At 74.6% G+C, this 19,385-nt stretch carries 14 protein-coding genes; 5 read left to right on the top strand and 9 right to left on the bottom strand.

Features of this window, described 5'->3' with window-relative positions; translation table 11 throughout:
* Positions 1–10: 10 nt before the first annotated feature.
* A complete protein-coding gene (locus ABD350_RS22185) occupies positions 11–670 on the top strand; it encodes an RDD family protein (RefSeq protein ID WP_344349978.1) in 660 nt (219 codons plus the stop codon).
* 102 nt (positions 671–772) lie between these two features.
* Here the strand turns inward: ABD350_RS22185 and purH are convergent, their stop codons facing one another.
* Together purH and purN are read right to left on the bottom strand one after the other, a co-directional pair.
* Positions 773–2,338 (bottom strand): bifunctional phosphoribosylaminoimidazolecarboxamide formyltransferase/IMP cyclohydrolase, encoded by a 1,566-nt coding sequence (gene purH, locus ABD350_RS22180; RefSeq protein WP_344349977.1) that lies wholly within the window; start codon positions 2,336–2,338, stop codon positions 773–775.
* Positions 2,335–2,973: a phosphoribosylglycinamide formyltransferase gene (gene purN / locus ABD350_RS22175; protein ID WP_344349976.1), complete on the bottom strand. Its 639-nt coding sequence runs from the start codon at positions 2,971–2,973 to the stop codon at positions 2,335–2,337. The genes purH and purN overlap by 4 nt, the downstream gene beginning before the upstream one ends.
* A gap of 282 nt (positions 2,974–3,255) precedes the next feature.
* Between purN and ABD350_RS22170 the strand changes: the two genes are divergently transcribed.
* Complete coding sequence (locus ABD350_RS22170; RefSeq protein ID WP_344349975.1) at positions 3,256–4,272, top strand: COX15/CtaA family protein; 1,017 nt, start codon at positions 3,256–3,258, stop codon at positions 4,270–4,272.
* Between the two features lie 23 nt (positions 4,273–4,295).
* Here the strand turns inward: ABD350_RS22170 and ABD350_RS22165 are convergent, their stop codons facing one another.
* Positions 4,296–6,551 carry a cell division protein PerM gene (locus ABD350_RS22165; protein WP_382466902.1) on the bottom strand — a complete coding sequence of 752 codons (2,256 nt, stop codon included), beginning with the start codon at positions 6,549–6,551 and terminating at the stop codon, positions 4,296–4,298.
* 93 nt (positions 6,552–6,644) lie between these two features.
* On the opposite strand from ABD350_RS22165, the gene ABD350_RS22160 reads away from it, so the two are divergent.
* The gene (locus tag ABD350_RS22160; protein ID WP_344349974.1) at positions 6,645–7,619 is read left to right on the top strand and encodes an RNA polymerase sigma factor; all 975 of its coding nucleotides are present in this window, start codon (positions 6,645–6,647) and stop codon (positions 7,617–7,619) included.
* 331 nt (positions 7,620–7,950) lie between these two features.
* Here the strand turns inward: ABD350_RS22160 and sucD are convergent, their stop codons facing one another.
* The 5 genes from sucD to ABD350_RS22135 all read right to left on the bottom strand — a co-directional run bounded on the left by sucD (position 7,951) and on the right by ABD350_RS22135 (position 15,653).
* Positions 7,951–8,835, bottom strand: coding sequence for a succinate--CoA ligase subunit alpha (gene sucD / locus ABD350_RS22155; protein WP_030600937.1), 885 nt, complete (start codon positions 8,833–8,835; stop codon positions 7,951–7,953).
* A gap of 26 nt (positions 8,836–8,861) precedes the next feature.
* The gene (sucC, locus tag ABD350_RS22150) at positions 8,862–10,037 is read right to left on the bottom strand and encodes an ADP-forming succinate--CoA ligase subunit beta (protein ID WP_344349973.1); all 1,176 of its coding nucleotides are present in this window, start codon (positions 10,035–10,037) and stop codon (positions 8,862–8,864) included.
* Positions 10,038–10,405: 368 nt separating this feature from the next.
* Positions 10,406–11,617 (bottom strand): VWA domain-containing protein, encoded by a 1,212-nt coding sequence (locus ABD350_RS22145; RefSeq protein WP_344349972.1) that lies wholly within the window; start codon positions 11,615–11,617, stop codon positions 10,406–10,408.
* Positions 11,614–14,526, bottom strand: a complete 2,913-nt coding sequence (locus ABD350_RS22140; RefSeq protein ID WP_344349971.1) for a DUF5682 family protein — start codon at positions 14,524–14,526, stop codon at positions 11,614–11,616. The genes ABD350_RS22145 and ABD350_RS22140 overlap by 4 nt, the downstream gene beginning before the upstream one ends.
* A complete protein-coding gene (locus ABD350_RS22135) occupies positions 14,523–15,653 on the bottom strand; it encodes an ATP-binding protein (protein WP_344349970.1) in 1,131 nt (376 codons plus the stop codon). Before ABD350_RS22135 ends, ABD350_RS22140 begins: the two co-directional genes overlap by 4 nt.
* 132 nt (positions 15,654–15,785) lie before the next feature.
* Here ABD350_RS22135 and ABD350_RS22130 point away from each other — a divergent pair, with 132 nt between their 5' ends.
* Positions 15,786–17,141 (top strand): SWIM zinc finger family protein, encoded by a 1,356-nt coding sequence (locus ABD350_RS22130; RefSeq protein ID WP_344349969.1) that lies wholly within the window; start codon positions 15,786–15,788, stop codon positions 17,139–17,141.
* Between the two features lie 49 nt (positions 17,142–17,190).
* On the top strand, positions 17,191–18,861 hold the full coding sequence (locus ABD350_RS22125) for a DUF5691 domain-containing protein (RefSeq protein ID WP_344349968.1): 1,671 nt from the start codon (positions 17,191–17,193) through the stop codon (positions 18,859–18,861).
* On the opposite strand, the gene icmB is transcribed toward ABD350_RS22125, so the two are convergent.
* The gene (gene icmB, locus ABD350_RS22120) at positions 18,837–19,259 is read right to left on the bottom strand and encodes a coenzyme B12-dependent isobutyryl CoA mutase small subunit (protein ID WP_344349967.1); all 423 of its coding nucleotides are present in this window, start codon (positions 19,257–19,259) and stop codon (positions 18,837–18,839) included. The genes ABD350_RS22125 and icmB overlap by 25 nt on opposite strands.
* Between the last annotated feature and the right edge of the window lie 126 nt (positions 19,260–19,385).

Below are 19,385 nucleotides of genomic sequence, written 5' to 3'. Positions count from 1 at the left end.
GAAATCCGTCATGAGTTACGGCTCGCCCAACCCCGGCTACGGTCCGCCCCAGGACCCCCAGCAGCCCTACGGCTACCCGCAGCAGGGCCAGCCCGGTTACGGCTACCCGCAGGCCCCCGGCCTCCCGCCTCAGGACGGCGGGTACGGCTACCCGCAGGCACCGGGCTTCCCCGGTGGCCCGGCCCCGCGCGTGGCCTCGATGGGCCGCCGCTGCGGTGCCCGTCTGATCGACGGCGTCATCTTCCTCGTGATCTACGGCATCCTGATCGCGATCGGCGTCGCCGGCATCGTCGGCGAGGCCGAGAAGTGCGACCCGTCGTCGATCGGCTACGACACCTGCATGGACAACGCCGGTTCGGGCATCGCCAGCGGCCTGGCCGCGGCCATCGGTGTCATGGCGCTGATCGGCCTGGTCTACGAGTGGCTGATGACCGGCCTGTGGGGCGCGACCCTCGGCAAGCTGGCCGTCGGCATCCGCGTGGTCAAGGTCGAGGACGGCCAGAAGCCGGGCCTGGGCAAGTCCTTCCTGCGCTGGATCATCCCCATCGTGGGCAGCTTCGCCTGCGGAATCGGCCAGTTGGTCGTCTACCTGTCCCCGTTCTGGGACAAGTCCGGCCGCCAGCAGGGCTGGCACGACAAGGCCGCGAGCACCATGGTCATCCAGAACTGACCGTACGCGCCCCACGGAAGCCGTGCGCCCAGACGGGTGCACGGCTTCCGCGCGTGATCCCGCCCGCCAGGCGGCGGGCGGGATCACGCCGAGGTGCGGGGCTCAGTGGAAGAAGTGGCGCGTGCCCGTGAAGTACATCGTCACGCCCGCCTTCTTGGCGGCCTCCACGACCTGCTCGTCCCGGATCGAGCCGCCCGGCTGGACGATCGCCCGGACCCCGGCGTCGATCAGGATCTGCGGACCGTCGGGGAAGGGGAAGAAGGCATCCGAGGCCGCGTAGGCGCCCCGGGCCCGCTCCTCGCCGGCCCGCTCGACGGCCAGCTTGCAGGAGTCGACGCGGTTGACCTGGCCCATGCCGACGCCGACCGAGGCGCCGTCCTTGGCGAGCAGGATCGCGTTGGACTTCACCGCGCGGCAGGCCTTCCAGGCGAAGGCGAGTTCCTTCAGCTCCTCGGCGGAGAGCGCCTCACCGCTGGCCAGCGTCCAGGTGGCGGGGTCGTCGCCGTCGGCCTGGAGCCGGTCGGCGACCTGGAGCAGCGCACCGCCGTCGACCGGCTTGACCTCGATGCTCTGGGCCGGGCCGGCGGGGCAGCGCAGCACGCGGATGTTCTTCTTCTTGGTGAGGGCCTCCAGCGCGCCCTCCTCGTAGTCCGGGGCGACGATGACCTCGGTGAAGATCTCGGCGACCTGCTCGGCCATCTCCTTGCTGACCGGCCGGTTCACCGCGATCACACCGCCGAACGCGGACAGCGGGTCGCAGGCGTGCGCCTTGCGGTGCGCCTCGGCGACGTCCGCGCCGACCGCGATGCCGCACGGGTTGGCGTGCTTGATGATCGCGACGCACGGCTCGTCGTGGTCGTACGCGGCACGGCGGGCGGCGTCCGTGTCCGTGTAGTTGTTGTACGACATCTCCTTGCCGTGCAGCTGCTCGGCCTCGGCCAGGCCGCCGGTGCCGTCGACGTAGAGAGCGGCGTCCTGGTGCGGGTTCTCGCCGTAGCGCAGGGTGTTCTTGCGCGTGTAGGCGGCGCCCAGGAAGTCCGGGAAGCCGGAGTCGTCGACGGGGGCGTAGGACGTGGCGAACCAGGAGGAGACGGCGAGGTCGTACTCCGCGGTGTGCCGGAACGCCTCGGCGGCCAGCCGCTTGCGCGCGGTGAGGTCGAAGCCGCCGTCCTTGACCGCGGCGAGGACGTCGGCGTACCGCTCCGGGCTGGTGACCACGGCCACGGACGGGTGGTTCTTGGCGGCGGCGCGGACCATCGAGGGGCCGCCGATGTCGATCTGCTCCACGCACTCGTCGGGCGACGCGCCGGAGGCGACGGTCTCGCGGAACGGGTAGAGGTTCACCACGACCAGGTCGAACGGCTCCACGCCCAGCTCGGCGAGCTGCTCACGGTGGCTGTCCAGGCGCAGGTCGGCGAGGATGCCCGCGTGCACCTTGGGGTGCAGGGTCTTCACCCGGCCGTCCAGGCACTCGGGGAAGCCGGTGAGCTCCTCGACCTTGGTGACGGGGACGCCGGCGGCGGCGATCCGGCCGGCCGTGGAGCCGGTGGAGACCAGCTCCACACCGGCCTCGTGCAGCCCGCGGGCCAGCTCTTCGAGCCCGGTCTTGTCATAGACGCTGACAAGCGCACGGCGGATGGCCCGCTTGGCGTTGCTCTCGGCGGTCACTGGATAACTACCTTTCGTCCCTCAATGCGATAGCCGTGGCGGGCAAGCCGTCCCACGACCTCTACGAGCAGCCTTCGCTCGACTTCCTTGATGCGCTCGTGCAGCGCGCTCTCGTCGTCCTCGTCCCGGATCTCGACCACGCCCTGGGCGATGATCGGCCCGGTGTCGACGCCGTCGTCAACGAAGTGGACGGTGCAGCCGGTCACCTTGGCGCCGTACGCGAGCGCGTCGCGGACGCCGTGGGCGCCGGGAAAACTGGGGAGCAGGGCGGGGTGGGTGTTGACGAAGCGTCCGCCGAACCGGGCCAGGAACTCCTTGCCGACGATCTTCATGAACCCGGCGGAGACCACGAGGTCGGGCTCGTGGGCGGCGACGGCCTCGGCGAGGGCGGCGTCCCACTCCTCGCGGGTGCCGTAGTCCTTGACCTTCCGCACGAAGGTGGCGATGCCGGCGCGCTCGGCCCGGGCCAGCCCCTCGATGCCGTCCCGGTCGGCGCCCACGGCCACGACCCGGGCGCCGTACGCCTCGGGGCCGACGGCGGCGATCTCGTCCAGCAGCGCCTGCAAGTTGGTGCCGGAGCCGGAGACCAGCACGACGAGGCGCTTGACTGCCGGGCCGGCGGAGGTGGCGGCCACGATGGGGCCCTTTCTCGGGTTGCGATTCACGTTCGGCCGGTTTGTACGGTCGTACGAATGCTTCACGCCCCCGGATACGGGGAAGTCTACGAAGCGGCCGGCCGTCAGCAACGATACCGGCAGTCCGGACGGGCCCCTCGGGACGGGTGGCCGGCCGGACGGTAGCGTTCGCGGGGAATCACGAAAGAGCAACCTCGGGAACGCGGTCGTCGTGCGGTGCGTTCTGGGAGAGGAAGCTCACGACGGAACCGCCGTAGTCACCTAGGGGAAGACGCTCTTTTGATGCCCGATCGCAGCCTGCGACACCTCACGTTCCCGCCGCGCCCGGCCCAGGGAGGCGAGCGGGGCGCCGCACTGCTGCGCGAGCGCCCGTCCTCGCCGCCGGCCCGCACCCCGGGAGGCGGGGGCGACGGCTCCGGACACGGCGGCTCGGGGCAGGGCGGATCCGGGCAGGGTGGCTACGGACAGGGTGGCGAGCGGCAGGACGACAATCCGTTCGCGCCGCCGCCGGAGGGCACTCCGGACCGGCCCTGGCGGCCCCGGAACCCGGGGAATCCCGGGGACGCGGACGGCCCCGGGTACGGGCCGGGGCAGGGCCCCGGCGCGGGACAGCGGGATCAGGGGCACGGGTACGCCCCGTGGCCGGAGGCCGGCGCGGGGCAGGGCCCCGGGTCCGGTCAGTGGGGAGGCCCCGGCGCGGGTCAGGGTTCCGGTCAGGGACAGGGTTCCGGTCAGGGACAGGGACAGGGCGCCCCGGGTCAGGGGCCGGGGCCCGGGGGCGGGGCGCCCTGGGGCAGTCAGTGGAGTGACCGGCAGCCCGGCCGCTCCCCCGACGGCTTCGGCGAGCGGCCGGGCGGCGGACCGCAGCGGCCCGGCGGACCGACCGGCCCCGGCATGCGCTGGGACCCGAGGGACCCGGCCCAGCGCCGCGCGCGGTACGCCCTGCTCTCCGGCATGTGGGCCGTCTTCTTCGTCCTGTTCAGCTGGCCGTACGTGGCCCTGCTGCTGGGGGCGCTGTCCCTGTACTGGGGCAGCAGCGCGCTGCGCGCCAAGCCGCGCGGCCAGACCCCGGACGCCCCGGCGGCGCCGCCCGGCCGGCCCCATACGACGGCGGCGATCGGCGGCCTGGTCACGGCGTCCCTGGCATTGGTCCTGGTGGCCTCGACGTTCACCGTCCAGCTGGTCTACCGCGACTACTACACCTGCGTCGGCGACGCCCTCACCCACGAGGCCAAGCAGTCCTGCGAGACCCTGCTGCCGCGCGAACTGCGGGGCGTACTGGGCGACCAGAACGGCTGAGTCCGCTTACCGCCCGGCGCCGCTCACCCAGAGGAGCCGCCGGGACGGGGCACCGGCGGTTTATGACCGGCGGGCGGCTGTCCGGGGGAAGACCGCTCGGCGGATGACTGCTGGGCGAGGGGTGGCTCGGCAGGTGACGACTCGGCGGGGGGTTGCCCGGCGCGGGGCTGCCCGGCGAGGGGTGAGTCGGTGAGGCGCGGGTCGGTGGCCGGTGTGGGGGCGGGACCGGACGCGGCCTGCCACTGCTGGGCGAGGGGTGGCTCGGCAGGGGGCTGCCCGGCGAGGGGCGGGTCGGTGAGGCGCGGGTCGGTGGCCGGTGTGGGGGCGGGACCGGACGCGGCCTGCCTCAGGGCCGACCAGCGGGAGGCGCGGGACACGTCGTCGTGCCAGTCCCCGGCGCGGGACTCGGTGAACGGCGTGGGGAACGGGTCCTCGGCCGGAAGGAAGTCGTAGAGGTCCTCCTCGGCGACCTCGGCCGCGGCCTGCGCCCGCCCGGACGCTTTCCTCCTGCCCCAGCCCCACCGCCCGGCGCCGGCGCCGTCCCCACGGTCGGCCGGTGCCGGCCCCGTGTCGGCCCGAGCCTGCGTCCCGGCAGCGCCCGTTCCCGGGTCCGGTGTCCGGCCCGGGTCCGGTGTCCGGCCCGGGTCCGGTGTCCGGCCCGGGTCCGGCGTCCGGCCCGGATCCGACGTCCGGCCCGAATCCGGTTTCCCTCCGGCCGCCGCCCCCGTCCCCGCCGAGGCCGGGGGCGCCACGGCCGCCGTCTCGGCTCCGTCCTTCTCCTCCTCCCCTTGCACCCCCTCCGGCGCGGCGCCCCGTGCCTCCTCCCCCTTCGACGCCGTACCCCGTGCCTCCGCCCGCTCCGGCGCCGTACTCCGCGCCTCCATCCCCTTCGGCGCCGTACTCCCCGCCCCCGCCTCCGCCTCCGCGCCCTGCGCCGGGCCTTCGCCGGAACGCGGATGCCGGCCGCGCAGCAGCCGCCAGCCGCGGACGGTCAGCGCCACCGGCAGCGCGAACACCGGCGTCCAGAGCCCGGCCGCTCCCCCGGCGCGCGCCCACAGCGGGCCGAACCGGGACAGCGCGGCCACGCCCAGCGGACCGCCGGCCAGCGCGGTGAGCAGGGCTACGGCCGCCGCGCAGACCACCGCCGTCAACAGCACCACCCCGGCGGTCCGGCCGGCCGACCAGCGGGCCCGGGCCGGCTCCCCGGGCCCCGGTGGCGGTACCGCCGCCCGCGCCACGAACCACCCCGCCGTCATCCCGGCCACCGCCGGCACCAGCCCCACCACCCAGTGCTGCGGCGTACCGGCACCCGGTTCCGGCACCGCGGCCAGCAGCGGGAACGGCGGCAGCAGCGGGGCGGGGTCGGACGCGAACGGGTCGACCACGTGTCCGGCGCCGAGGGCGAACCCGGGGCCGAGGGCGTAGGAGGCGGCCCACAGCGCGGCGTTGGGGATCAGCGCGACGCCGAGCAGCAGCACGGCGAACCGGCCCGTCCAGCCCTCCGTCAGCTGGAGGAAGGACGTCCGCGCCGCCGCGCCGTGCCACACCAGCGACACCCCGGCCAGCACGGCGCCGCCGCCGAGGAGCACCGCGGTGGCGGCGCCGGCGGCCCGTACCGCCGCGCCCAGCCGGGCCGGCTCGTCCGTGCCGAACACCGGCCGTCGCACCCGTTCCGGCAGCACCGCGAGCACGCGCAGCAGGGGCTCGGGCGGGCAGCCGTGGCCCGACCACACCCCGGCACCGGCCGCGCTCGCCACCACGGCCGGAAGACATACCGTCAGCCAGCCCCAGTGGGGACGCAGTTCGCCGCCGGAGCAGTACAGCGCCGCGGCGACGCCGACCCCCAGGTAGCCGAGGACCACGCCGGTCCACGCCGTGCGCGCGGGCACCGGCGGCGGGCCGTCCGGTTCGGCGGACGCGTCGGTGGCCTCCCGCGCCGCCCGGTACAGCAGCCACACCGGCAAGGCGAGCAGCAGTAGCGGGGTGACGCCGACGGGCATGGGGGCGCCGGACAGCGTGTCGGTGCGGACCAGTTCGACGCCGTGCGCGAGCAGCCACAGGGCGGCGGTGACATGCAGGGCACCGGCCGGTCCGCTGTCGGGGTACGGCGAGCTGACCCACAGCACCATGACGAGGACCGCCATGACGCCGAGACCCAGGCCGGCCGCGACGGCTCCGCCCAGCAGGCTCGCGGCGAGTCCGGGCGAGCGGTCGCGCAGCCGGGAGAGGGCGGGCGACGACGACGAGGGGCGCACGGTCATCCGGATCACGCACGCCATGCTCCCAACGACACGCGCTTTCCCGGTGTAACGGGCGAACCCCCGCTGTGTCGCCCAATATATGTTTATGTTCTTTTTCGTACGAAAGGGTGCATGGTGACGACGCAGAACCCTGCCGGCCCGCGACCGTCGGGCAGCCGCCGACGCCTGCGCCGGTCCCGGCCCCTGACACCGGCTCAGGACCCGTCCGGGCGGACCGCCCCGGACACCGCGGACGCCGGAGCGGAGCAACGGGCCGAGGAGCCCGATGTCCCGTCCGGCCGGCCGCAGCAGTTGACACCCGATCAAGCCTTCGACGCCCTCTACGCCTTCTGCGCCCCCGCCCTCGTACGCCAGACCTATCTGCTCACCGGGCGCCGGGAGCTGGCCCGCGAGGCGGTGGAACGGGCCTTCCAGCTGGCCTGGCAGCGCTGGCCGGACGTGGCCCGGGACCGGGATCCGGCCGGATGGGTGCGGGCGGTGGCGTACGACTGCGCGCTCTCCCCCTGGCACCGCTTCCGCCCCCGCCACCGGTCCGCGGAACCCCCGCCCGCCGACCCGGCCGACCGGGAACTGCTGCACGCGCTGCTCACCCTGCCGCCGGCATACCGGCGCACCCTCGTCCTGTATGACGGTGTGGGGCTCGACCTTCCGGAGACGGCGGCGGAGACGGAGGCGAGCACCCCGGCCGCCGCCAACCGGCTGACCCATGCGCGCGAGGCGGTGGCCGCGCGGCTGCCGGAGCTGGCCGATCCCACCGCACTCCACCGCCGGCTGCTCGAACTGGCGTCGGCCGAGCGGCTGAACGCGGCCCGGCCGACACACGTACGCACCGGCTCCGAGCGCCGGAACGTCTTCTGGACCCGGGCGGCCATCGCCTTCACGGTGACGATCGTCGGCGCGACGACGCTCACGCTGCGGACGGCACCGACCCGCTACGAACCACCGGTCGCTCCGGCACAGGCGGTGCGCGGCGTGCCCGCGGGGGGAGAAATGGGCCCGCTGTCACGGGAGGAGCGAGCCCTACGGGAGAAACTGAGAAAGGCGGAGACCAGCGGCCCGGAGAGAGTGTTCCCACAGCCGCGGTGAACACCGGCCGGCTGGGCGGCGGGGAGCTGGTCCGGCCGTCCGGGTGGCGCGGGGCTGGTCCGGCCGACCGGTGGCGGGCTGGTCCGGCCGGCGGCGCGGCCGGGTGTCCGGCCGTGGAGCCGAGCGTCCCGCGTTGGGGCCGGGGCTCCCGTCGTGGGCGGGGCTGCCGGCTTCCGCATCGGGCCTCGCCTTGGGGTGGGGCCGTTCGGCGGATGGGGGCGGGGCGCGTTCGCGGAGGCGGGAGCGGTCCGCGCTCCTGCGCAGCGCCTGGTAAACGTCGGCAGGCCCGCCCCGGGCGAGGGGGCGGGCCTGCCGGCGGTGGCTAGGCCGTTCAGGCCGAGAGGATCTCCCGGGCCAGCTTCGCCGTCTCGGTCGGGGTCTTGCCGACCTTGACGCCCGCGGCCTCCAGGGCCTCCTTCTTGGCCTGTGCGGTGCCGGAGGAGCCGGAGACGATGGCGCCGGCGTGACCCATGGTCTTGCCCTCGGGCGCGGTGAAGCCCGCGACGTAACCGACGACCGGCTTCGTCACGTTCTCCTTGATGAACGCCGCGGCACGCTCCTCGGCGTCGCCGCCGATCTCACCGATCATCACGATGAGGTCGGTCTCGGGGTCGTCCTGGAACGCGGCCAGGGCGTCGATGTGGGTGGTGCCGATGATCGGGTCGCCACCGATGCCGACGGCGGTGGTGAAGCCGATGTCCCGCAGCTCGTACATCATCTGGTAGGTCAGCGTGCCGGACTTCGACACCAGGCCGATGCGGCCCGGCTTGGTGATGTCGCCCGGGATGATGCCGACGTTCGACTGGCCCGGGGTGATGATGCCGGGGCAGTTCGGGCCGATGATGCGGGTCTTGTTGCCCTTCTTGCCGGCGTACGCCCAGAACGCGGCCGTGTCGTGCACGGCGATGCCCTCGGTGATGACGACGGCCAGCGGGATCTCGGCGTCGATGGCCTCGACGACCGCGTCCTTGGTGAACTTCTCCGGCACGAAGATGACGGAGACGTTGGCGCCGGTGGCCTCGATGGCCTCCTTGACGGTGCCGAAGACGGGTACCTCGGTGCCGTCGAAGTCCACGGTCTGACCCGCCTTGCGCGGGTTCACGCCGCCCACGACGTTCGTGCCGTCACCGAGCATGAGCTTGGTGTGCTTCATGCCGGTGGCGCCGGTCATGCCCTGGACGATGACCTTGCTGTCCTTGTTGAGCCAGATAGCCATGGTGGTTTGAGTCCTCGTCCTCGTACTTACTTGGCGGCGGCCAGCTCGGCGGCCTTGTCGGCCGCGCCGTCCATGGTGTCGACGCGCTGCACCAGCGGGTGGTTGGCGTCCGTGAGGATCTTCCGACCCAGCTCGGCGTTGTTGCCGTCGAGGCGGACGACGAGCGGCTTCTCGACCTTCTCGCCGCGGTCCTCCAGGAGCTTCAGGGCCTGCACGATGCCGTTGGCGACCTCGTCGCAGGCGGTGATGCCACCGAAGACGTTCACGAAGACGGACTTCACGTCCGGGTCGCCCAGGATGATCTCCAGGCCGTTCGCCATGACCTGGGCGGAGGCGCCGCCACCGATGTCCAGGAAGTTGGCGGGCTTGACGCCACCGTGCTTCTCACCGGCGTACGCGACGACGTCCAGGGTGCTCATGACGAGACCGGCGCCGTTGCCGATGATGCCGACCTCGCCGTCCAGCTTGACGTAGTTGAGGCCCTTCTCCTTGGCGGCGGCCTCAAGCGGGTTGGCGGCGGCCTTGTCGTGGAGCTCGTCCCAGTCGTGGCGGAACTCGGCGTTGTCGTCCAGCGACACCTTGCCGTCGAGGGCGATGACCTCACCGGAGGCGACCTTGGCCAGCGGGTTGACCTCGACCAGCAGGGCGTCCGACTTGATGAAGGTGTCCCACAGCTTGACCAGGACGTTCGCGACCTTGTCCGCGACCTCCGCCGGGAACTTGGCGGCCTCGACGATCTCGCGGGCCTTGGCCTCGTCCACACCGTCGATGGCGTCGATCGGGGTCTTGGCGACGGCCTCGGGGCGGGTGGCCGCCACCTCCTCGATCTCCATGCCGCCCTCGACGGAGGCGATGGAGAGGAAGGTGCGGTTGGCGCGGTCGAGGAGGAAGGAGACGTAGTACTCCTCGACGATCTCCGGAGCGGTCTCGGCGATCATGACCTTGTGGACCGTGTGGCCCTTGATGTCCATGCCGAGGATGTCCGTCGCGCGGGCGACGGCCTCGTCCGGGGTGGCGGCCAGCTTCACGCCACCGGCCTTACCGCGGCCACCGACCTTCACCTGCGCCTTGACGACGGACTTGCCGCCGAGCCGCTCGGTGATCTCGCGCGCCGCCTCAGGCGTGTCGATGACTTCACCGGCCAGCACCGGTACATCGTGCTTGGCGAAGAGGTCCCTCGCCTGGTACTCGAACAGGTCCACGCGCTTCCGTCCCTATCAGTGATCTCGCGGTTCGTTGGATGCGTGGGCGTGCCGCGAAGGGCAACGTGACGTCCGCTTGTCACAAGGGAGGCGCACACGGTGTCCGAGCGCGCGGCATGTCCGTCTCGCAGGTTATCGCCGCTTGAGGGGGCTCCCTAAATCGAGGGTCACACACGCGCGGTGATACCTGTCACATGATGCCGCGTTCACTGGCACGCAGTGCCGTCGTATGGGCGTGGTTGCGTGCCCGCGGGTGGTCTGCGCGGTCTCACCGGGCGGGGACGGGCCCGGTGAGACCCGCGGCTCCGGACGGCTCCGGCCCGGCTCCGGCCGGCCCGCGGCACGGCGGGCACGGTGCCGTCCCGGAGTCAGGCCGGGTCGGGTATCGGCAGCGGGCGCTTCTCCAGGGCCGCCGCCATCACCTCGGGGAACAGGTCGGGGGTGCAGGCGAAGGCCGGTGCGCCGAGCGCGGCGAGCGCCGCCGCGTGCTCCCGGTCGTACGCGGGCGCGCCCTCGTCCGACAGCGCGAGCAGCGCCACGAACTGCACCCCGGACGCCTTCATCGCGGCGACCCGCTTGAGCATCTCGTCGCGGATGCCGCCCTCGTAGAGGTCGCTGATCAGCACGACCACGGTCTCGGCCGGCCGGGTGATCCGCTCCTGGCAGTAGGCGAGCGCCCGGTTGATGTCCGTTCCGCCGCCGAGCTGGGTGCCGAAGAGCACGTCGACGGGGTCGTCCAGCTGGTCGGTGAGGTCTACGACCGCCGTGTCGAAGACGACGAGCCGGGTGCTGATCGACCGCATGGAGGCGAGGACCGCGCCGAACACCGACGCGTAGACCACGGACGCCGCCATCGACCCGGACTGGTCGATGCAGAGCACGACCTCCTTCTTCACCGACCGCGCGGCCCGCCCGTAGCCGATCAGCCGCTCGGGTACGACCGTGCGGTACTCCGGCAGGTAGTGCTTGAGATTGGCCGCGATGGTGCGGTTCCAGTCGATGTCGTGGTGGCGCGGGCGCTGGACGCGCGCGCTGCGGTCCAGGGCGCCGGTGAGGGTGGCCCGGGTGCGGGTGGCGAGCCGCTTCTCCAGCTCCTCGACCACCGTGCGCACCACCGCGCGGGCCGTCTCCCGGGTCGTCTCGGGCATCGCCTTGTGCAGCGAGAGCAGCGTGCCGACCAGGTGCACGTCGGGTTCCACCGCCTGGAGCATCTCCGGCTCCAGCAGCAGGGAGGCCAGGCCGAGCCGGTCGATGGCGTCGCGCTGCATGACCTGGACGACGGAGGACGGGAAGTAGTCGCGGATGTCCCCGAGCCAGCGCGCCACGGACGGCGCCGAGGCGCCGAGCCCGGCCGAACGGTCCCGGCCGGACCGCGGTTTGTCCGACTTGCCGTAGAGCGCGGCCAGTGCGCCGTCCATCGCCGCGTCCCGGCCGGTCGGCGTGTATCCGGTGCCGTCGGCCTGGTCCCCGCCGAGCACCAGCCGCCAGCGCCGCAGCCGCTCCCGCGCCGGGTCGGCCGTCTGTACCGGTGCCGGTGCCGGTGCCGATACCGGTGTCTGTCCGGCCGTCGTGTCCGTCATGTGCCCACCCCCGCGAGGCTCTCCTGATCCGTGCTCTGCGTCGTGTCGGTCGTGTCGGTCGTATCCGTCGTGTTCGTCGTGTCCATGCCGTCGTCCGCCGTCAGGCCGAGCAGCAGCCGCAGCACGGGCAGTACGGCGTCGGCACGCGCGGTGTCCGGTTCGGTGGCGAAGCCGGGGACCGCGGCTGCCTGGGCGGCACCGCCGGGACGGTCACCGGGGCCACGCCGGACCAGTTCGCCGAGCGTCCTGCGCACCCCCGGCTCGTACGCCGCGAAGGTGCGCCGCAGCAGCGGCAGTACGTCGGTGAAGGCGTCCGCCGGCACCCCGGTCAGCCAGGTGTCGAGCAGGCCGAGCAGCCGCTCGTCGTGGACCAGCAGCAGTCCGCCCCCACCGCCGGCGAAGCCCTCGATCCAGGCGGCGGCAGCGGCGGGCGGCGTCCCCGGCGACAGCGCGAGCCCCATCAGCCGGGCCGCCTCCTCGGGCCGCAACGCGCCGTCGTCCAGCAGCAGCCGCACGGCCCGCCCCCGGATCACACCGGGCACGGTGTCCCGCAGCGACAGCGCCCGCAACACCCCCCGCCAGCGCTCCCGCAACCCCCCACCGACCGCCCGCCCCGCCCCACCCCGGGGAAGCACGCCACCCCTGCCGGGGTCCTGGCCGTACCCGTGCGGTGTCCGGCCGTCTCTGTCGGCGGTCCGGCCGCCTCCGTCCTGACCGGCGGCTTGTTCGTCAAGGGTTCCGTCTGCGGGGCGGCCCCCGGTGGACGCGCCGTCGGCCTGTCCCGCGCCGGTCGATGCGCCGCCTGCGTCCGCCGGTACGCCGCTGTCGCCACCGGCACCGCTCCCGGCCCCCTCGGCCTTCCCACCGGTGGCTGTCGGCCCGGCCGTGTCCGTGTCGTCGGCCGGGCCCGTCCCGGCCAGGCTCTCCGCCAGCAGACCCACCGCCGTGTGTACGGCGTCCACGTGGGCGCGCATCTCCTCCGCGGCGTCCGTGTCGAGCGCGGCGCAGGCCGGGGGAAGGCCGACGAAGACGCGCTCGGCGAGTCCCGCGGCGACCTCGGCCAGCGCCCCGGTGTCGGTGCCCCGCACATCGCCGTAGCGCAGCGAGCGGACCAGGGCGGGCAGGGCCTGGGCCAGCCGGCCGACGTCCGTGTCCAGGGCGGCCCGGTCGGCGAGTACCCGCATCACCACGGGCAGCGCCTCCGGCAGCCCCGCCAGCAGGCACTGCTCGGCGAGCGCGGTCACGTCGGCCAGGACGCGCGCCGCCGCCGCGTCCGCCTCGGCCTTGGCCCGGGCCGCCGCCTGTACGGTCGTCCCCCACACGCCCGCCTCGGCGACCCGCACCGACAACTCCGGTTCCCAGCGCAGCCGCCAGGTCTCCCGGAAGGTGCCCGTGCCGCCCCGGGACCGGGCCGGCTCGCCCCAGCCGACGCCGAGCAGCCGCAGCCGGTGCAGCAGCCTGCTGCGCCCGGCGTCGGTGTCGCCGCGCAGGTCCAGCTCCAGGTCGCGCTCCAGCGCCTCGGGCTTGAGCCGCAGCGAGCGCTGCTGCCGGGCCAGGTCGCGCTGCAACGGCACCGCGGGTGCCGACTCGGGCACCTCGCCCAGCGCGTCTCCGACCACCAGCCGGTCGTGCACCAGCGCCAGCGGCACGTCCGAGCCTTCGCAGAGCACCGCGCGGACGGCGTCGGTGGTCTCGCCGAGGCCGGGCAGCGGGCGCCCGCGCAGCGCGGCCAGCGTCTCCGCGAGCCTGACGGCCTCGATGACGTGCGCGGAGGACACGATCCGGTCCTCCGCGCGCAGCAGCCCGGCCACCTTGGTCAGCCACCGCTCCACCGGCCGGTCGGGGGCCTGGAAGAGATGCCCGTACCAGCCGGGCGAGTCGATGCCCGCGCCGTACCCGCCGGACCGGGCCAGCCTGCGGTGCGTCCACGGCACCCAGGTCACGTCGGTCCTGACCTTGGGCAGGCCCCGGAGCAGGGCCCGGTCGGCGGTGACGGTGGTCTTCTCCCGCAGCGCGGGTACGTGCCAGGCCCCGCACACCACGGCCACGGCGTGCCCGAACTCCTTGCGCGCCGCCCGCAGCCGCAGCCGCATGTGCGCCTCGCGGACGAGGTCCCGGCGCCCGCCGGCGCCGTACCGCTCGCGCAGTGCCGCCATGGCCTCCCCCACCGCCGTGAACGGCGCGAAGGGATCACCGGCGCCCGGCCCCCGGTGCTCGACGACGTCCTCCCACCAGCGCTCCGGATCGTCGTACCCGGCCGCGCCGGCGAGTACGGCGAGCGGATCGACCCGGACCTCCTCGGCGTCGTCGGGTGGGAACCGGCGGCCGCCGGGACCGGGCGCGTGCTCACCGGAGCCCGGCCCGCCGCGGTCCGCCTTCCCGTCGGAACCCGGCACGTTCCCGTCCGCGCCGGACCCGCTCCCCCCGGAACCGGCCCCACTTCCTCCGGCGCCGGGCTCCCGGTCGTCGTCACCCCGCCCGCGGTCGTCCGGGCCGTCCCCCCGGTCGTCGTCACCCCCCTCACGCCCACCGGACCCGGACTCCCCCGCCTCCTCCCCCCACGCCAGCGTGTGCGTGGCCGGCAGGTCGATGAAGCGGGCCGGGACGTCGTGGTCCAGGGCCCAGCGGATGGCCACCCACTCGGGGCTGAACTCGGCGAACGGCCAGAACGCCGAGCGGCCGGGCTCGTCCACGGCGTGCGCGAGGAGGGCGACCGGGGGCCGCAGACCGGGGTCGGCGGCCAGCGGGATCAGCGCGTCGGCCTCGGGCGGACCCTCGATGAGGACGACGGCCGGCCGGGCGGCCTCCAGCGCGGCCCGTACCGCGCGCGCGGAACCGGGCCCGTGGTGCCGCACGCCCAGCAGCAGCGGCCCGGCGTCGTAGGCCGTGCTCTCCCGGGCGCCGGTCATGCGCTCACCTCCCGGCAGGCGCGGTAGAAGTCGGTCCAGCCCTCGCGCTCGCGCACGACCGTCTCCAGGTACTCCTGCCAGACGACCCGGTCGGCCGCCGGGTCGCGGACGACGGCGCCGAGGATGCCGGCGGCGACATCGCCCGGGCGCAGTACGCCGTCGCCGAAGTGGGTGGCGAGGGCGAGGCCGTTGGTGACGACGGAGATGGCCTCCGCCGTGGACAGCGTGCCGCTCGGGGACTTGAGTTTCGTGCGGCCGTCGGCGGTGATGCCGTCGCGCAGCTCACGGAAGACGGTGACGACCCGGCGGATCTCCTCGATGCCGTCGGGCGCGGCGGGCAGGTCCAGGGAGCGGCCGAGCTGTTCGACCCGGCGGGTGACGATGTCCACCTCGGCGTCGGCGCTCTCGGGCAGCGGCAGCACCACGGTGTTGAAGCGGCGGCGCAGGGCGCTGGAGAGGTCGTTGACCCCGCGGTCGCGGTCGTTGGCGGTGGCGATGAGGTTGAAGCCGCGGACCGCCTGGACCTCCTCGCCCAGTTCGGGGATGGGCAGGGTCTTCTCGGACAGGATCGTGATCAGCGTGTCCTGCACGTCGGCCGGGATCCGGGTCAGCTCCTCCACCCGGGCCGTCATGCCCTCGGCCATGGCCCGCATGACGGGGCTGGGTACGAGGGCGTCACGGCTCGGGCCGTGGGCGAGGAGCCGCGCGTAGTTCCAGCCGTAGCGGATGGCTTCCTCCGGGGTGCCGGCCGTGCCCTGCACCAGCAGCGTCGAGTCCCCGCTGACGGCGGCGGCCAGGTGCTCGGACACCCAGGTCTTGGCGGTGCCGGGGACGCCGAGCAGGAGCAGGGCGCGGTCGGTGGCGAGCGTGGTGACGGCGACCTCGACGATGCGGCGCGGGCCCACGTACTTGGGTGTGATCACCGTGCCGTCCGGCAGGGTACCGCCGAGCAGATAGGTCGCCACCGCCCACGGCGACAGCTTCCAGCGGGCCGGGCGCGGGCGGTCGTCCTGCGCGGCGAGCGCGGCGAGTTCGGCCGCGAAGGCCTGCTCGGCGTGCGGTCGCAGCGCCTGCGTGGTCTCGTCGCGGTGGGGTGTGGCGGTCGTCGGTTCCACGGACACAATCATGGCTGAGGCCCCCTCCAGCTCGGCCGGTTCGGTTCTGGCATCCACCGTGCACCACGCCACTGACAATCGCTGTGACCTGCGCAAACGCGCTCTCCGGGGTGATTGTCAGTGGCGGGGCCTACCGTCGGTGGCATGACTGAGCAGGGGGTGCGCTGGACCGCGGATCAGGTGCTGGCACTGGCGCCTGACGCCGCGTCACGCAAGGCGGGGAGCAAGCTCGGGGTGGCCGGGCCGTGGTCCGGGACCGGGAGCGGAGAGGGGACGGTGTGGGGGCTGTGCAAGGGCAGTGGCAGCAGGCCGTACCAGACGGTGGTGGACCTGGCCGGAGCGGCCGGTCCGGGCTACAAGTGCAGTTGTCCGAGCCGTAAGTTCCCGTGCAAGCACGCGCTCGGCCTGCTCCTGCTGTGGGCGGGTGACGAGGACGCGGTGCCGTCCGGCGGGCAGCCGCCGGAGTGGGCCGGGCAGTGGCTCGCGGGCCGGCGGGGCCGGGAGAAGGCCGAGAAGGCCCGGGAGGAGGGGGGTCCGGTCGGCGGTCCCGCGGATCCGGAGGCGGCCCGGCGGCGGGCCGAGCGCCGGGCCGAGCGGGTCACGGCGGGCGCGACCGAACTGGAGCAGCGCCTGGCGGACCTGCTCCGCGGCGGCCTGGCCACGGCCGAACAGGCGGGGTACGGATGGTGGGACGAGACGGCGGCCCGCATGGTCGACGCCCAGGCGCCGGGTCTGGCCGCACGCGTCCGGGAACTGGGGGCGGTCCCGGCGTCCGGCGCGGGCTGGCCGGCCCGGCTGCTGGAGGAGTGCGCGCTGCTGCACCTGCTCGACCAGGGCTGGCTGCGCCGGGACCGGCTGCCGGACGCCCTCGCGGCCACGGTCCGCTCCCGGATCGGCCTGCCCACGGCACCGGACGGCCCGCCGCTGCGCGACCGCTGGCTGGTCCTCGCGCAGTACGACGTGGTGGACCCGAAACTGACGACACGCCGGATATGGCTGCACGGCGCCGACTCCGGCCGGACCCGGCAGCTGCTGTCCCACGGCGCGGCGGGCCGGGCTCCGGAGCTGTCCCTGCCGGTCGGGCTGGCGCTGGAGGCGGAACTGACGGCCTATCCGGACGGCGGCCGGGCCCGGGCCGCCCTGGGCGAGCGGTTCGCCGCGCCGGCTCCGGCCGCGTTCCGCCCGCCGGGGACGACCACCGCCGAGGCGGCGGCCCGGTACGGCGAGGCACTGCGCGACGACCCCTGGCTGGAGTCGGTCCCGGTGACCTTGGACCGGGTGATACCGGTTCCGGACGGCGACCGGTGGCAGCTGGCCGACGCCGACACGGACACGGCCCTGCCGCTGACCGGGTCCGTCCGCTCCCGGCCCGGCCTGTGGCGGCTGGTCGCGCTGTCCGGCGGCGCCCCCGTCACCGTCTTCGGGGAGTGCGGCCACCGCGGGTTCACCCCGCTCACGGCCTGGCCGGAGGGGACGGGCGAGGCGGTGCCGCTGTGCTGACCGGCATCAGGCAGACACGAGGGCAGGCAGGCGAAGGGGAGGACGCGCGATGAGCGGGGCACCGGGCGGCAGGGACACGGCGATACCGGACGGCACCTGGGAGGAGCTGGTCACCACCGCACTCCTCGGCACCGACCGGCGCGCCCCGGCGCACGTCCCGCCCGGCCGTACGGCACCGGCCGCGCTGCTCGACGCGGCGGCCGTGGCGACCGTACGGCGGCGGGCCGGGCTGCGCCCCGGACGGGCGGCGCGCCGGCCCGAGCGGGCGCCCGCCGATCCGCGTCCGCCGCTGCCCGCGGCGGCCGCACGCCGGCTCACCACCCTGCTGGCCGACCGGTCCGGCGGGGCGGGCGGCGGGCGGCGGGGCAGCTCCCCGGATCTGATGGAGCTGCTCCCCCAGTGGCTGGTGACGGCCAACGCGCACGGGTACGCGGCGCCCCCGCAGGCGCTGCCCGCCCTCCTGGACGCGGCCCGTGGCCGCACCGATCTGCGGCCGGCGGCGCTGGCCTTCGCGGGCCCGCGCGCGCTGTGGCTGGCCCGGCTGAACCCGGACTGGCGGTTCGCCCTGCGCGCGGCCCCCGGCGGCGGGTCGGCGCTGCCGGACACCGAGGACGCGGAGGCGGTGCACCGGCTGTGGCAGGAGGGGCTGTTCGCGGAGCGGGCGGCGCTGCTCGCCGCGCTGCGCTCCCGTACGCCCGCGCGGGGGCGGGAACTGCTGGCGTCGACGTGGGCGACGGAACGGGCGGAGGACCGGCTGATGTTCCTCGACTCGCTGCGCACGGGCCTGTCGGAGGCGGACGAGCCGTTCCTGGAGCGGGCGTTGGGCGACCGCAGCCGCAACGTCCGGGCCACGGCGGCGGATCTGCTGTCGGCGCTGCCGGCCTCCGCGCTCGCCGCGCGGATGGCCGTGCGCGCCATGGCGTGCGTGGCCCTGGACCGTACCGGGGACGCGCCGGCGATCGTGGTGGAGGCGCCGCTGGAATGCGACGCGGACATGGAGCGCGACGGCGTGGTGGCCACGCCCCCGGCGGGCCGGGGGGAACGGTCGTGGTGGCTGGGGCAGTTGGTGGAGTCCGCGCCGCTCGGCAGCTGGCCGCGGCGGCTGGGCGGACGGACGCCCGAGGAGATCGTGGCGCTTCCGGTGGCGGACGGCTGGCAGGGCGAACTGCACGCGGCCTGGTGCCGGGCGGCGGTCAGGCAGCGGGACACCGCGTGGTCGCGGGCGCTGCTCGGCTCGCCGTCGGCACCGGAGGCGGGCGGGCCGGGCGCGGTGTCCCTGGCGGAACGGGCGAAGCTGCTGGCCGCGCTGGGACCGGACGAACGGGCCGCGTGGGTCGCCGGGTTCATCGCCACGCACGGTCTGTCGGAGGCGTTCCAGCTGCTCGGCGTGTGCGCGGTGCCGTGGGCGCCACCGCTGGGCCGGGCGGTGGTGGACGCCCTGGACATCGCCCGGGACGCGGGCAGTTACCCGTGGAGCTTCAGCGGGGTGATGGGGCTGGCGGAGCGCTGCCTGGACCCGGCCGAGGCCACACGGCTGGAGACGCTGCTGGCGGTACCCGACGAGCCGGAGGACGCCGCGCCGGGCGCCGGCGGGTACTGGGCGGAGGCGTTCCAGCGGCTGGTCACCACGCTGCGGCTGCGGGCGGAGATGACGCGGGAGCTCAGGCCGCCCGCCGCTCCGCGGGAGGAGGGCGCTCAGCCGCCGGACGCGGCCGGCTGACGGACGTTCTCCCGGACCCACTCCACGATCGCCGTGGTCGTCGCCCCCGGGGTGAAGATCTCCGCGACGCCCTTCTCCTTCAGCGGCGCGATGTCCTCCTCCGGGATGATGCCGCCGCCGAAGACGAGGATGTCCTCGGCCTCGCGCTCCTTGAGCAGGTCGATGACCGCGGCGAACAGCGTGTTGTGGGCGCCGGAGAGGATGGACAGGCCGATCGCGTCGGCGTCCTCCTGGATGGCGGTGTCGACGATCTGCTCCGGCGTCTGGTGGAGCCCGGTGTAGATGACCTCCATACCGGCGTCGCGCAGAGCCCGCGCGATGACCTTGGCCCCGCGATCGTGGCCGTCGAGCCCCGGCTTGGCGACCACCACGCGGATCGGACCGGCTGCCACACCCATCACTGCCTCCATCAAGCGACCACGGAAGCGATCGCTTCCGTTCGTACCGACAAGTACCGCACTTTTGGCGCGTCCCGCCATCGTCGAAGTGAACGAACGTTATCTCCAGCATCCCGCACCGGGCAG

This window comes from Streptomyces nogalater, assembly GCF_039532885.1.
Taxonomy (GTDB): Bacteria; Actinomycetota; Actinomycetes; order Streptomycetales; family Streptomycetaceae; genus Streptomyces; species Streptomyces nogalater.
This window is presented reverse-complemented; position numbering and strand designations above follow the sequence as displayed.

Coding starts and splice junctions, on each gene's coding strand:
- ABD350_RS22135 (WP_344349970.1), bottom strand. CDS start 15,653: ATGATTGTGTCCGTGGAACCGACGACCGCCACACCCCACCGCGACGAG.
- ABD350_RS22140 (WP_344349971.1), bottom strand. CDS start 14,526: ATGACCGGCGCCCGGGAGAGCACGGCCTACGACGCCGGGCCGCTGCTG.
- ABD350_RS22170 (WP_344349975.1), top strand. CDS start 3,256: ATGCCCGATCGCAGCCTGCGACACCTCACGTTCCCGCCGCGCCCGGCC.
- ABD350_RS22185 (WP_344349978.1), top strand. CDS start 11: ATGAGTTACGGCTCGCCCAACCCCGGCTACGGTCCGCCCCAGGACCCC.
- ABD350_RS22130 (WP_344349969.1), top strand. CDS start 15,786: ATGACTGAGCAGGGGGTGCGCTGGACCGCGGATCAGGTGCTGGCACTG.
- ABD350_RS22145 (WP_344349972.1), bottom strand. CDS start 11,617: ATGACGGACACGACGGCCGGACAGACACCGGTATCGGCACCGGCACCG.
- ABD350_RS22160 (WP_344349974.1), top strand. CDS start 6,645: ATGGTGACGACGCAGAACCCTGCCGGCCCGCGACCGTCGGGCAGCCGC.
- sucD (WP_030600937.1), bottom strand. CDS start 8,835: ATGGCTATCTGGCTCAACAAGGACAGCAAGGTCATCGTCCAGGGCATG.
- ABD350_RS22165 (WP_382466902.1), bottom strand. CDS start 6,551: ATGGCGTGCGTGATCCGGATGACCGTGCGCCCCTCGTCGTCGTCGCCC.
- ABD350_RS22125 (WP_344349968.1), top strand. CDS start 17,191: ATGAGCGGGGCACCGGGCGGCAGGGACACGGCGATACCGGACGGCACC.
- icmB (WP_344349967.1), bottom strand. CDS start 19,259: ATGGGTGTGGCAGCCGGTCCGATCCGCGTGGTGGTCGCCAAGCCGGGG.